This is a genomic window from Robiginitalea marina (genome assembly GCF_024006985.1).
Classification (GTDB): Bacteria; Bacteroidota; Bacteroidia; order Flavobacteriales; family Flavobacteriaceae; genus Robiginitalea; species Robiginitalea marina.
Window position 1 is genome coordinate 21,647 of sequence record NZ_JAMXIB010000010.1, and the last position, 13,565, is coordinate 35,211.

Here is a 13,565-nt window from a genome sequence, read left to right on the forward strand (position 1 = left end):
AGATTCTGATGGAAAAATTTAAGCACGTAATTATTGGCGCTGGAGTTACCGGATTAGTAACTGCAATTGAACTTGGCAAAACCTATCCGGGTGAAGTTTTACTAATAGAAAAGGAAAACGAGGTTGGAGGTCTTTTAAGAACAATCGAAAGAAACGGATTCAGATATGATATAGGATCGCATATAATTCATGATGAAGTCGAGCCGGAAATTCTTAAGTATGTAGACCAAGTATCCGGTGGCCTTTTAATAAGAAAGAAGCGCATTGGTAAATTAGTTTTTCGCAAATCATACATTAGATATCCATTAAAGTCTATAAACTTTCTATCTGGACTGGGTTTAAGGGAATCAATTTCCTGTACTTTTTCCTTAATATATAGTAGAGTTAGAAAGATTTTTACTCCTCGAAATAAAAACATCGATCTTGGATACGAAAAAGAGTTAAAAGGAAATGTAGGTGATAGGGCTTACAAAATATTCTATCGCCCTTATGCAATAAAACTCTGGAATTGCAACCCAAATCTTATCTCGAGTTCTGCTATTAAGAGACAATCTGCAATGGTGGGCCCTTTAACTCTTATCAAGCAATTCTTTCGTTCCTTAATTACAAAAAACACGGATAGATACTATTATTATTTGGAGGGAGGAGTAGGTAAGTTTCCAGAAGGTCTTGAGAAAATTGCAAATCAAAATGGGGTTAAGATTTTAAAATCAATTAAAGATTTCCGCTTAGACCAAAATAAATTGATATTGAACATAAATGACAGTGATAATGTAATTGAATACGACTATTTAGTATCCACAGTTCCAATTTCCGCCATTATTAATAAGCTTCATTTTAAGGAGAAGGAAATAGACCTAGTAAACTCTGTAAAATTTAGAGGCCTTAAGCTTGTTTTTATTCATACAGATGAGGAGGTTTTAATTCCGGGTGAATGCTTTTACCTACCCGAAACAAAATATGCCCTCGGGCGTGTTTCTATTCCCAAAAGGTTTTCAAACTCAATGAATCCAAGTGAGAAAATCACAGGAATTATTTGTGAAATACCCTGCTCTCCAAATGATAATATTTGGGATTTAACAACTAAAGAGGCTGTAAAGTTATGTTATCAAGACCTAATTGAAGCTGGTCTATTAAGGAAGAAGAATTATAAACAATCTGAATATGATTTTCACCTTAATGTGAAGGATATTTATCCAATGTATTACATAAACTGGAGGCAAAATGTGAAGTCAATACTGAAATTAATGGCAGAGAAGTATCCTAACATTTACATTGCGGGAAAGTCAGGCTTTTTCATGCAATCAAATATGGACAGATCTATAAGAATTGGCAGGATGCTTGCATCGAACCTACAAGAAGGAAAATCTGTTAATGATTGGTATCAAAATCTAGATTATTTTCATGACTTAATACTAAGAGATTAAAATTATCATTTGCAAATAAGATATAGTCTCGATGAAATATTATCTTCAAGACAGATAATTTTGGAGTTTCCTTTAGTTAGCATTTGATCAAATATTCTTTTTGATTACCATACCTTAGTTTGTTCTTTGGATAAAATATTATTAAGACTCTAAGGATGTCAATGTTCATTTTATTTTAGGTTTTTTTAAAATGATGGTTTGTAAAGAATCAAAACAATCTGAAGGATGTAGCTTCAAATCAAGCCAAAAAAGTATGATTATTATTAGACAGTTGGATACGGAAAACCGTATTTGCCGCATTATTAGCAATCTAAATGCCCAACTAAACCTATTATTGAAGCCTGCTCTAATTTTGCCGGGCGAATTTTTTAATCGGCAATTCAAATCCAATCTTATTCTTCACTTATTCAATGCATCTGAGTTTTCTCTGAAATATGTCCCGAAGTACAATGTCATCAAAGTCATATTGCCTATCGGTGCCTTGGATTCGAATAATTTCAATCGGGGATTTGACTAATCTTGCCATTTCCTCTTTTGTTAGCCTTCCAAATAATCTGAAACCATAACAATCTATATCTCCTCTATGGTAGAATGTAATGATGTCGCCATTTTCAAGCTTCACCTTTACAAAGGATAGGTTATTGGAGTATGGGCTTGTGCAGCCAACATCATAGCGGGTCTCAAAAGACACCAAATATTCTTCTCCAACTTTTGACAGCCTGAGAATTAGCCCAGAATTTCCCTGCCCAAATTCATTATGAAGATTATAAGCTGGCGATATTTTTACAATCTTTCCGTCGAATTTATCTATCTCATTAACTTCATACTGGCAGTTATTTTTAAAATCAAGCTGTCGTTTTTTTTTTCGATCCAATTTAGCATCCTCAATAGCGAGCCTGTCCAAACTATCTTCCCTAACTACTCGAGCATTAATTTGCTCAATTTCATTATTTATGCCTGGAGTCTCATCAATAAAGATATATTTAAGGTAGCAGTTTTGGCAATCTTTAAAGTCCACTAAATATAATCTGTAACTGTAGATAACTATTCCTTTTACTTCAACTATATCCCCCTTCTTAATGGAATCATATCTTGTGCTTTTATCGCCAATCACCCTTTCTAAATAGGGTTTTCCTTTCACTTTGACTCTCACAGGACTGTCAAATTTACGTATGGCCTGTGCTGATAATAGGAAAGGTGAAACGAATATTGATATTTGTATTAGAGCTGATAAAACAGCTTTAAAACTACTCCTAAAATTGGGTTGATAGGTGGTTCTTTGTAATAAGAAACTCCTATTATTTCTTTTACTATATCTCCTGAAAGGCAAAATGCAGGTCTGCATTAATTCAATTAATTTTGATAATTTCTATAAACTTCATATTTATTCTTTCAAAAAATAGTGCCCATAAATCTGCCAACCAAGACTGGCGAGTGAAATTACAATGGCAACTATAGAGAGCCACCAAGTATTGGCCTTTGCCCAGGAGGCCTTATAGTCCCAATTAGCTTTCTTTCGCTCTTTTTCAATCTTGACTTCGTGTTGTTTTAACCAAGTCTCAAAGCCCAATTCCTGAGCCCTATAAAACTCCTTTTCCTTTATAATGTATGACTGAGATTTGGGAGGGAAATCTACCCGAATTAAGCCTAAAGAAGAAAGCTTTACAATAGCTTTTTTAACATCCTCCTCAGTATGCAGCGCCTCCATTCCTTTGAGGCGAACATTATAATACCTTCGCTTATCTTCTTCTACACTGTTAGCCAAGTAATCAAATACTATTCTTAAAACTGCCTCCATGCTTTTATAAATTACCAAAGAGCCTCTTCCAAAACCCTTGCTTTTCTGAAGCGTCCTTCTTCCTCTGCTTTATAAGTGATGTGCCATCCCCTCTTAAATGCGAAGTCTCCCATTTTATTTAGATGCAGGGAGTGGTCTATAGTATACTTTAGTCTTTGTTGCGTTAACCTTTCAACATGTTTGATTGTTTTCACAATACACCCTCTGAAGTGATTTAGAGGGGTTATTTAGCGAAAACCCTATTCAGGGTTTTTTTAGTTAGTCGAAAGTAGCTTGAAGCTCCATCGTTATTTAGAACAAAACATGTAACAACACCCTTTTGCCTGTTTCTATCTGTTGTTATTTCGGTTATTATTTTAGCATCCCCAATCTCTAATTCTCTACGATTCGGATTGCTTAAACCTTCATAGAGAAAGTTGTACAAATACTCAAGTTCCTGCTCATTTGCATAAAAATAGATACTCCTGATATCTATTATTGAATCTGAATAATAACTACCCAAATACTCCTCATTTTGATAATATAGCCTATACCTTCTGCCTTTTTCTGTATCAATATATTCAAGGGTCACAGGCTGCTGCCAACCATCGTTCTTAAATGCACTTCCTACAATAGTCGCCTCTTTAAGAACAGTAGTTATACCCACTTGAGCTCTTAAAAGGGTTACACCGCTAAATAATGTTAAAACGATTAACAAAACTCTCAACATATCCAATTTCTATTTCTTTCCAAATAGTCTATCAAGCCAATTTTGATTTAACAAGAAATAAGTATCTGGTTTCCCAACTTGAAACACATGAACTGCAACCTGTCTGGACAAAAATCTATTTGTCATAAGAGTTGATTCACCAACTTTAAGCGTCCTTCGTTCTTCGCTTTTTAATCCATCTCGAATGAAATTATACAAAAATTCTAATTCCTGTGGAGTAGCGTAAAATCCAAAACTCTGTAAATCGATAAATGTATTATACTCGGAGTTTCTATATGTAATAACATAGTAATCCTCACCATTAATCTTATACAAACGAAGTTCGGGGAGCCCATCTATTTTACCATTCCCTGTTCCAATTAAAGTTCCCTTTCTACCAGTCACCACCTCACCAATTTGGGCAGAACTTAAATAGGAGGACAATAAAGCTAATAATAGCAATAGTATATTGGACCGCATAAGTTCTATTATTTGCCAAACAGTTTAGCCAACTGTCTTTTTGAGAAAATCAGTTTCCCCGTGGTTCCATCCTTGAAATTAACTCCTACATCCATATAACCGAGATTATCTGGATAGGTAACTAATTCAGCGTTCCCTACCTCCAATGACCTCACCTTATTAGCTTTATATCCTTCCAATAAGAAACTATAGAAATAATCGAAATCCTCTTGTGTCGCCTCAAAACTGAGCGTCTTTACGTCCTGAACATTGATATATTCCTCATTCCAAAATGAGAGGATATATTGTCTCCTTCCACCCCCTATATCGTGATAAGCCAAAACATGTTTACCCCCATAGAGTCTTCCAACTTCCGTGGGGTTTTCATATGATTTTGCTTTTCCTATTTGGCAGTGGGAAGAAAAAGAAACCGAGAGGAAGGCTATGACAAATAGGAATCTCATGGATGCTTATATTTGACAGGGAATCGAAAGTGAATCTACTCAATGCACTTTTAAAAATCTATGACAATAATCACGGACATCAAAGAGGAAAACCGTAATTGACATAATCTAATAGCAAGTATGAATTGTCTTTCTTTAAAATAATTAGGACTTTCTTCAAATACTAATCGACAAAGTGACTGTATTTAGTTTCAAAGCCAGGAGCTCTGTCATACCCGTTACCTATTATAATTTGTCGGTTCATCCGGCTGGAAATTTGTCATAAGTAATAGATAAACTATCTATTAATCCAAGGATGCAATCCACTCATCGCATTTACTGGGATTTTATCAGGGATTATCTAATATTTAAGGGGTTAAAGAATTTTTAATGTCATCTGATCCTGAAAACTGCATTACTATTACCGTTTCGGGCAATCCTGACTTAGGAAAGCTGGCATTAATTTACCAGCTCAAATCCTATCTAAGAGGCTGCAATTTCGATGTGGAAACCCACTACCAGGAAGGACTAAATTTTGAGATTGCTGGTGGACGACGAGTCATTGAAACACTCCAAGGAATAGCCAGGAATACAAAGATTCAGATTATAGAGGCACCCAATAATGAATAAACTCTACCATAATGGAATCCTTAGTCGCTAAACTGAAAATTGCTCCCAACACTTCCCGCATAAAATCATCCAGGATAGAGTTCGAGTTCATGTACGCATGTAAGTATTTAAATGCCTCAATCTTTGAACCTTTCATAGAAGAGGATGATTGCTTTGATCAGCAAGATAAGTGGCGCTTCTTGGCCTCACTGAAGGAGAACTTTGACAATGCTAAAAAACGAGGCGCACAGCAAACAGTAATTAAGAAGGGTAGATGCGAGCTTTGTTCCATTGGGGCACTAACGTATGAGTTTTGGGCCCACAGGAGCACTCCTGAGTTCGCTTATGTCATTCGATGGGAAAATGACCAGTTAAAAGACATATACGCCTGTAATGCAAGCTCCGGCTGGAGTACCTCTAATTCCAGGATAAAACGCTATTACTAAATCATGCAAAGAGTAAGGCAGCAGCAGGAGAGAGCAGAACTCCTTAGAGAAAAATTCATCGAGGCCTGTGAAAATCTAAACGCAAGGATCATTGAACCCCACCTTGAAGAGGAAGACGTATTTATGGGTCTTGATAAGTACAGGTTCCTGGCATTCATTCAAAAGCATTTTGAGCAAGCTAAGAAAGCAAATAGAGGGAAGTTGGTAATGGTCAAAAAGTATTGCGGAGCTTGCCACCCCAACAATTCAACCATGGAGTTCTACTTTCGGACTAAAGAGCCAATCGACTATAAAATTATGCCCTACTCAAAGGAGCTTGTCGAATACAGAAAACATCCCAAGCCCGTTTTCGCCTTTGCCATTATAAAGGATACACCGGAGCAATTTGATGTAGACTTTTGCCAGGGGAGTTGGGGATTCCAAGCCGGAGGTCGATTCAAGGACAGGTATGAGCTTAGACTGAAAATTTACGGGGAAGCAGACTAACAAAATTTTATATGGTGAAGCTCCGAATTGAAGATATTCCTAAGGCTATCGAAGAAATTCTTGATAGGCTACAAAATATTGAACAAGAGCTCCAGACCATTAAAACCAATCTTCAACCTAAAGAGCCAGACGAGCTAATGACTCGCAAGGAAGTAGCAGAGTATCTCAAAGTGGACCTATCAACGATCTGGAACTGGTCAAAGAAGGGCAAGCTTCCGTGCTATGGAATGGGCAGTAGAGTGTATTACAAGCGATCTGAGGTCGAAAAAGCGCTCTTAAGGATAAACACCCCAAACTGAAATGATTTTGCAGTCTTAGGGCCTTATTTTGAGCCATGACAAGAGATGACTTTTGGGCCTTAGATGCGAATGAGCGGTGGGAGATCCTGTGGGATCGTGGTCGCTATCTGTTCGACACGTCTGATGGTCGAGGTATGGTGTATGATGTGGACGGCCTGATGGTGATTGTGGAGTTTGATTCCCAAGATAGGGCACAGAGGATTACGGAGTTTTTCCAAGATAAGTAACCCCCCATTTAAGGGGGGTTGTGTTATTTGGATTTTGAGGTTTACGAGAAATTCAATTTTAGATACTTCATCTTTTTCGGGCACCTATTAATAAAATCTGTAATACTTCGCTTTGGGATTGCCTTCAAACCGCTCACGTATGCTTGCCATAGGTTATATAACATCTTATTCATAAAATGTTCTTTCAATACAACTAATAACATACTTGTAAACCCTGTTATCGGTTCCTCTACTAGCAGCATCAATAACTCCTATTTCTGAAAAGTACACAATGCCTTCATAAACATAAAATTCCGGAATATAACCCGATCCTTCTATGGGGCGGTTGTTATCACCGGGTACTCCACAATCTTCATAAACTACTTCTGGACCTGATGTATAATTCAAGCGATTAGGCACATAGGTATAAACGGTTTCAAACTTTGTACAGAACAGACAGGTTTCCTCTTCATATTGAGGTCCATCATCTTTACTGCACCCCATAAGGGCAACTAATGCAAATGCAAGTACTACTTTTTTCATTTGGTTTAGATTTAATTTTTAGTATCCGGGTGAACAATTTGTAAAATTAGGCTTGGGAAGCACCCATTGAGGCGTAGTATCACTGAAACTGGAACATTCTATCACGTTGTCTACACTCCAAGAACTCAAATCTTGGTTAAAGGATATTGCTTCTTGGAACATGCCTTGCATATTATTTGCGGTGGTTACATCCCATAAACCTATATTTTGATTAAATGCTGGGTTAAGTAAGAACATAGCTTCCATTCGCTCCACTTTGCTTACATTCCAATTGCTCAAATCTTGGTTGAATTGAGAACGAGCGAATAAAAGACTCATATCAATAACTTTCGAAACATCCCAATTACTAATATCTTGGTTGAAGGAGCTATTATAGAACATGGCATGCACCGTTACAACATTATTCACATTCCAATTACCAATTGGTTGATTGAATTGAGAACTGGTAAACATATATTGCATAGTGGTCACTGAACTTACATCCCATGAGTTTATATTCTGATTAAACGAAGCTTCAGCAAACATCCCTTGCATATCGGTAACCTGACTTACATTCCAATCACTTATGGGCTGATTAAATTTGGAAGAACCGAACATGTTACTCATATCAGTTACATTGCTTACATTCCAATTCCCTATGGGTTGATTAAATTTAGAACCCTGGAACATCCTGCTCATATCTGTAACACTACTAACATTCCATGGGCCTATATCTTGATTGAATGCCAATGCTCCGGCAAACATTGCTTTCATGTTAGTAACACTACTAACATCCCAAAAACTGATATCCTGATTAAATTGACGTTCAGGATTTTGAGGGGCATATGCAAACATTTCTTCCATATTCGTTACATTAGAAACATCCCAGCCTCTAATATCAGTATGGGACGAAGTGAAATCTCGAACAGCATTTCTGAACAACCCTTCCATGTTAGTAATCTTAGATGTACAGACTGTTGTGATGTTCAGAAAATTTCCGACAGCATCTATCAACATTTGCTTGTCCACAACCGTATAGGTAACTCCATTTATGTCACCTGTATCACCAGTTTCAGCCCAGTCATAAGCTTTAATAGTAACGCCGTTATCATCCAAGTAAACCGCTCCATCTGTTTCGGGAAGCTTTTCAAAAATCCCAATGATATTTTTGTTTGAATCCATAGAGATATCCAAAGGATTTTGAGCGCTTTGAATACTTCCTGTCCACTCGATAAAGGAATATCCCATTGAAGGGGTGGCTTGAATCCTAACAACGGTGCCGTCATTATAAGTTCTACTTGAAGGAGTAACGGTTCCACCTTCGGCAGGGGAAACCGATATAGTTAAGGAGAATGTTATTGAATCTGTATTAGTATCGGAATCATTTGTACAACCGACAATAAAAATGAATATTATAAGGAGTATTGATTGGTGTGATTTCATAATAGGATGGTTAATTGAATTGGTGAAGATATTATGATCATTTCTTCCTTTTCAAAGCAAGTGACAACATGCAATGTATTGTTGACATTCCTTTTAGCGAGAATGGATTGGATAAGGAAAGAGAAAAATAGCAAGCATATTGAAATGAATCTCTTCATCTAAAAAAGAGCTTAATTGAAAAGTCATATTCTATTGGGTATCGGGCGTTATGAAAAATTAATCAAAACAGTATAAAAAGTTGGGTTTAGGTCGAGTCCATTGAGGTGTATCATAACTAAAATTTAAACAATACTGTACACCGAAAAATGGACCACGTATACTATTAACATCCCAACCACTCAAGTCTTGATTAAAAAATTGTGATTCACGAAACATATCATTCATATTCAAAACGTTACTAACATCCCAACAACACATAGGTTGATTAAATTGGGAAAATGAAAACATTCCCTCCATATGAATCACATTACCCACATTCCAATTATCAATGAGTTGATTGAATATTGAATTACTAAACATATTATTCATGTTAGTCACATTACTGACATTCCAATTGCCTATGGGCTGGTTGAATTGGGAAAAGGAAAACATTCCCTCCATATAAATCACATTACTAACATTCCAATTGCCTATTGGCTGGTTAAATTGGGAATAGGAAAACATTCTATCCATAGTAGTAACATTACCCACATTCCAATTACCTATTGGTTGATTGAATACTGAAGATTCAAACATAAAAGTCATTCTATTGACATTGCTCACATTCCAGTTATCGATGGATTGATCAAATTGGGATGATATGAACATTCCTTGCATACTAGTAACCTGACTTACATCCCAACTACCTATGGGTTGATTGAATTTTGAACCACTGAACATATAACCCATATCAGTCACATTACTCACATTCCAATTACCTATAGGTTGGTTGAACATCGAATTGTGAAACATAAAAGTCATTCTATTGACATTGCTCACATTCCAATCACCTATGGGTTGATTGAAAAGCGAATACTGGAAAACTCCCCACATGTCAGTCACACTACTAACATTCCAATTACCTATTGGTTGGTTGAATTGGGAAAAAGAAAACATTCCAGCCATATAAATAACATTACTAACATCCCATGAATCAATAGGTTGATTGAATTGTGAACCGGAAAACATACGATCCATATGGCTTACGTTACTAACATCCCATGAATTAATAGGTTGATTGAATGGTGTTTCATAAAACAAATCACTCATTAAAATAACATTACTAACATCCCATGAATCAACAGGTTGATTGAACATTGAGCCCCTAAACATTCGTGACATATTAGTGACATTGCTAACATCCCAAGAACTTACATCCAGATTGAAAGTAGAATTTTCAAACATTCCTGACATATTGGTTACATTACTAACATCCCAAGAGCTTATGTCTTGATTAATCTGAAGATTAAGAAATAGATTTTCCATTGTAGACACCTTGGTAGTACAAACCCTACTAAAGTCTACTTCTTGACCGTTTCTTATATCGTTTACCATTTGATTTAACATGTTACGATCAACAATAGTGTAAGCTACTCCATTAATCTCCCCTGTTTGACCAATCTGCCCCCAATCGTAGCACTTAATAGTTGTTCCGTTCGAATCCAAATAAATGGGACTAGTAACAGTACATCCGTTTTCATCTACTTGAACACCGTTTGGTGTATCCTTACATTGATCTATATCGTCAGTAACTCCATCGCCATCCGTATCTTTCTGTGAATCTGAACAACCATTTTCATCGACTGTTTCTCCGAATACGGTATCGGAACATTGGTCAATATCATCGGTTACCCCATCTTCGTCCATATCTTTTTGAGATAGAGAACAACCATTTTCATCTACATCCTCTCCTTCAGGAGTATTGTCACACTGATCAACACTATCATATACCCCATCACGATCGATATCGGTTTGAGACGATGAACAGCCATTTTCATCTACTTCTTCTCCTTCAGGGGTTTCAGGACAGTTATCTATGTCATCAGTTACTCCATCATTATCTGAATCTAAAAGTTCAAAAACTCCTGTGATACTCTTGTTGGAATCCATTGTAATAGATACAGGGTTATTAGTACTCTGAACACTCCCTGTCCATTCTTTGAACTGATAGAACTCATTTTGAGTTCCTTGGAGGGAAAGGGTTTTACCTTCTTCAAAGGTTCCACTTGATGGGGTTACGGTTCCTCCTTCAGTTGGAGAAATGGAGACCGTCAGAGTATAGGTTTTTGGTGGAGTAGGTGTGGGGTTAGAATCCGTATCAGAATCTGAATCCTTAGTACAACCGAAAAATAGAATGGGGATTAGAACGAGTAAGGGGAGGTATGATTTCATAAAGGGTTGGCGTATATAACCTTGGAAGGTATAACGAGCAATCCTCTAAAAACATGATAAAAATTACCTGCAATGTATTGCAGGTATTTTGCTGCCAACCTATTCGAGAAAAAATGGACCTCACAACTGCAGCATAAGAACAAATCCTTCTGGTGTTAGCCCCAAAGGAAGTTAAAGACCAAACAGGATTTAATTTATAGACCCAATCTCTGAGTTTTTCCAAGATTATTGAAGCTTGCAAAAACAGCAAAAGAGCTTATGAAAAAGCTCTGCTGCTGACCGATAATATTTGTCGGTATTTCTAAACATATATTGAACTAATATCAGGCTGCTACTTCGCAATCTTTACACCAGCTTTCAAGAGATAGCTGTGGCGAAAGGCTAAAATAATTCTGAAGGTGTTGGCGAAATTCCTGCTCAACCACAGCCAAATAGACTTCTGGCGTAATAACACTATCGTGGATAGTAAAAAGTGGAATTTCAGGATGCTTTTCCGCTATTATTCTCGTAGCATAATTAAGTATAAAGTCTGCTTCAATATTTTGTAGCAGTAATGAGAAGTAGTTTTTCTCATCTGGCTTTGACTCTTTAATCAACTGCATAACAGCGAAGGGTTCAGGATAGTGCTTTTCAAATACCCTTACGTAATTATGACGGTTTTCATAGTGCGAAAAGAATGTCCTCATGATTAAATTCTTACCGGCATCCCTCAGGGTCTTATAGTCCATCATCTCTTTTCCTTTATCGGTAGTCCCATGATAGTAAAAGGATTGATCTACCTTCTTCATAAGAACTCCCTCCTCATATAGAATCTGACCATAGTTCTCATAAAACTTCCCGCACAAAACTTCATAGACAAAACCCTGCAAAGCCCCTAGATCATTGATCCGGTCATTTTGTTCTAACATAGTAGAGGGTATAGTAGGCTTATAAAAGTGTTTTGTTATTTTGTTCTTAGGTAATGTTGTTTTATTTATAATTTGATTTTGAATTATAGAAGAGAATATAAAGGGTTGACTACTTTTTAAATCTAAACTTTGTAGGGGGCCAAAATCCGAGTATGTGACAAACTTCTTCAGGTCCTTCGGCAGTCTTGTGATGAGGCTGTGTAAGCGATCATCTTTCCCCTCACGACTATAACCCCAATCTTTTGCCTTTAGACTCTCTATGGCTATTATTCGCTTATTCTTCTTACCCAAAAAGGCCTCTCCCTGGTACTCTTTTCTAATGTAGGCCATAGCTGCTTCATAATCCACGTCAAATTTGTTTGGGTCCAGCCATTTTGTGAGGTGTGGTGTTGATTCTTCGGCTCTTCGTTTTCGTTCTTCTAACTCCATATTTCTCGCCTTAACGAAGCTTTTGTGAGATTCGACAGGCACCCTCGTAATGACGTGGTTTCTGTAACGTTCAGCCAGGCGATACCTATAGCATTTCCTTGAAATTGTGCTGTAATTCTTCGGATGGCGTTCTAGAATCTCCCTTTCCACCAGAAAATCCATATAATCACTATAGTTACCAATACTATTCAAGATTTCAGAGCACAAGGACACCCAGCCGTACTTATCCTCGTATTGGTCCTTCTTCGTAAAAGGAAGATAAACCACCAAATTTGCAAAATAGGCAGCTTGGGCTAGTTGTAACTTAGGCTCCTCTCCCCTGGTTTTTCGTTCTTCTATAGCTACTTTCAAATCCTTGAAAAGCTTGTTGGGGAGGTACACATTAATCGCTTCGTTATTCTTATTTATAGTTTTCAATGCTATTGATTTTTAATTAATAATTGATAAAAAAATGGGATTCATTTTGGGCAGAGAAATCCTGTTATGCTCATTGCTGACCATTGAGCATTTTGCTTTGATATCTCCAAAAAAATCTAAAATGAAAGTGTTATGGGGGCGCTACTGCCGGCACGTACCTTGGGCTTGTAGCATGTTTGAAGTAGTTGAACATTGTTTTTTCCTTTTTGGCGTATCATTGGACCACCTTGGCGTGTTCAGCGCTAGGATTGGCGTCCTCCGAAGGAGGAACTCTATAGATACTGGTTATACTTAATTTAATTTGCAATTGTTCTGCTGACTATGCAGCTTTCTTAGTCAAAAATTCAATCACATCTTCGTATTTGTAGAGGGGTTTCCTGCCAGCTTTGTAGTAGTGTTTTAAAAGCCCCTTCCGATTCCAGTCCCAAAGAGTGCTCATAGACTTAACACCACACATTTTTGCGACTTCCTGACGGGTTAAATACTCTTTTGTGAGCTTCTTGTTGTCCTTGGAGCTTTGCGCCTCTCTAAGGGCTTCGTTTAGCTTCTCTTTTAATATCTCGCCAAGCTCCATAACCGAGATCTGAGAAAGAATTAATTTGTTGTTCATAATCC

Annotated in this window: 14 protein-coding genes; 4 read left to right on the top strand and 10 right to left on the bottom strand. The window is 37.1% G+C overall.

All coding sequences use genetic code 11. From position 1 onward, the window contains the following. The first annotated feature begins 8 nt into the window (after positions 1 to 8). Positions 9 to 1,427 (top strand): FAD-dependent oxidoreductase, encoded by a 1,419-nt coding sequence (locus NG653_RS11790; protein ID WP_252741911.1) that lies wholly within the window; start codon positions 9 to 11, stop codon positions 1,425 to 1,427. A gap of 403 nt (positions 1,428 to 1,830) precedes the next feature. Here the strand turns inward: NG653_RS11790 and NG653_RS11795 are convergent, their stop codons facing one another. The 5 genes from NG653_RS11795 to NG653_RS11815 all read right to left on the bottom strand — a co-directional run bounded on the left by NG653_RS11795 (position 1,831) and on the right by NG653_RS11815 (position 4,836). Further along, a complete protein-coding gene (locus NG653_RS11795; RefSeq protein ID WP_252741912.1) occupies positions 1,831 to 2,580 on the bottom strand; it encodes a hypothetical protein in 750 nt (249 codons plus the stop codon). Between the two features lie 231 nt (positions 2,581 to 2,811). After that, the gene (locus NG653_RS11800; RefSeq protein WP_252741913.1) at positions 2,812 to 3,225 is read right to left on the bottom strand and encodes a hypothetical protein; all 414 of its coding nucleotides are present in this window, start codon (positions 3,223 to 3,225) and stop codon (positions 2,812 to 2,814) included. A 223-nt stretch (positions 3,226 to 3,448) separates the two neighbouring features. Beyond that, positions 3,449 to 3,934, bottom strand: a complete 486-nt coding sequence (locus NG653_RS11805; protein WP_252741914.1) for a hypothetical protein — start codon at positions 3,932 to 3,934, stop codon at positions 3,449 to 3,451. A gap of 9 nt (positions 3,935 to 3,943) precedes the next feature. Beyond that, on the bottom strand, positions 3,944 to 4,393 hold the full coding sequence (locus NG653_RS11810) for a hypothetical protein (protein WP_252741915.1): 450 nt from the start codon (positions 4,391 to 4,393) through the stop codon (positions 3,944 to 3,946). Positions 4,394 to 4,401: 8 nt separating this feature from the next. Further along, positions 4,402 to 4,836, bottom strand: coding sequence for a hypothetical protein (locus NG653_RS11815; protein WP_252741916.1), 435 nt, complete (start codon positions 4,834 to 4,836; stop codon positions 4,402 to 4,404). Positions 4,837 to 5,456: 620 nt separating this feature from the next. Here NG653_RS11815 and NG653_RS11820 point away from each other — a divergent pair. The 3 genes from NG653_RS11820 to NG653_RS11830 are packed head-to-tail and all read left to right on the top strand — an operon-like array spanning position 5,457 to position 6,655. Further along, positions 5,457 to 5,870 carry a hypothetical protein gene (locus tag NG653_RS11820; protein ID WP_252741917.1) on the top strand — a complete coding sequence of 138 codons (414 nt, stop codon included), beginning with the start codon at positions 5,457 to 5,459 and terminating at the stop codon, positions 5,868 to 5,870. 3 nt (positions 5,871 to 5,873) lie between these two features. Further along, positions 5,874 to 6,356: a hypothetical protein gene (locus NG653_RS11825; protein ID WP_252741918.1), complete on the top strand. Its 483-nt coding sequence runs from the start codon at positions 5,874 to 5,876 to the stop codon at positions 6,354 to 6,356. Between the two features lie 11 nt (positions 6,357 to 6,367). Then, positions 6,368 to 6,655 (top strand): helix-turn-helix domain-containing protein, encoded by a 288-nt coding sequence (locus tag NG653_RS11830; RefSeq protein WP_252741919.1) that lies wholly within the window; start codon positions 6,368 to 6,370, stop codon positions 6,653 to 6,655. A 392-nt stretch (positions 6,656 to 7,047) separates the two neighbouring features. Here NG653_RS11830 and NG653_RS11835 read toward each other — a convergent pair whose 3' ends face one another. The 5 genes from NG653_RS11835 to NG653_RS11855 all read right to left on the bottom strand — a co-directional run bounded on the left by NG653_RS11835 (position 7,048) and on the right by NG653_RS11855 (position 13,560). Further along, positions 7,048 to 7,404, bottom strand: a complete 357-nt coding sequence (locus tag NG653_RS11835; protein WP_252741920.1) for a hypothetical protein — start codon at positions 7,402 to 7,404, stop codon at positions 7,048 to 7,050. An 18-nt stretch (positions 7,405 to 7,422) separates the two neighbouring features. Then, positions 7,423 to 8,826 carry a BspA family leucine-rich repeat surface protein gene (locus tag NG653_RS11840; RefSeq protein WP_252741921.1) on the bottom strand — a complete coding sequence of 468 codons (1,404 nt, stop codon included), beginning with the start codon at positions 8,824 to 8,826 and terminating at the stop codon, positions 7,423 to 7,425. 216 nt (positions 8,827 to 9,042) lie between these two features. Then, complete coding sequence (locus NG653_RS11845; protein WP_252741922.1) at positions 9,043 to 11,196, bottom strand: BspA family leucine-rich repeat surface protein; 2,154 nt, start codon at positions 11,194 to 11,196, stop codon at positions 9,043 to 9,045. A gap of 323 nt (positions 11,197 to 11,519) precedes the next feature. Next, positions 11,520 to 12,950: a hypothetical protein gene (locus tag NG653_RS11850; RefSeq protein WP_252741923.1), complete on the bottom strand. Its 1,431-nt coding sequence runs from the start codon at positions 12,948 to 12,950 to the stop codon at positions 11,520 to 11,522. Between the two features lie 319 nt (positions 12,951 to 13,269). Next, positions 13,270 to 13,560: a helix-turn-helix transcriptional regulator gene (locus tag NG653_RS11855; protein WP_252741924.1), complete on the bottom strand. Its 291-nt coding sequence runs from the start codon at positions 13,558 to 13,560 to the stop codon at positions 13,270 to 13,272. Between the last annotated feature and the right edge of the window lie 5 nt (positions 13,561 to 13,565).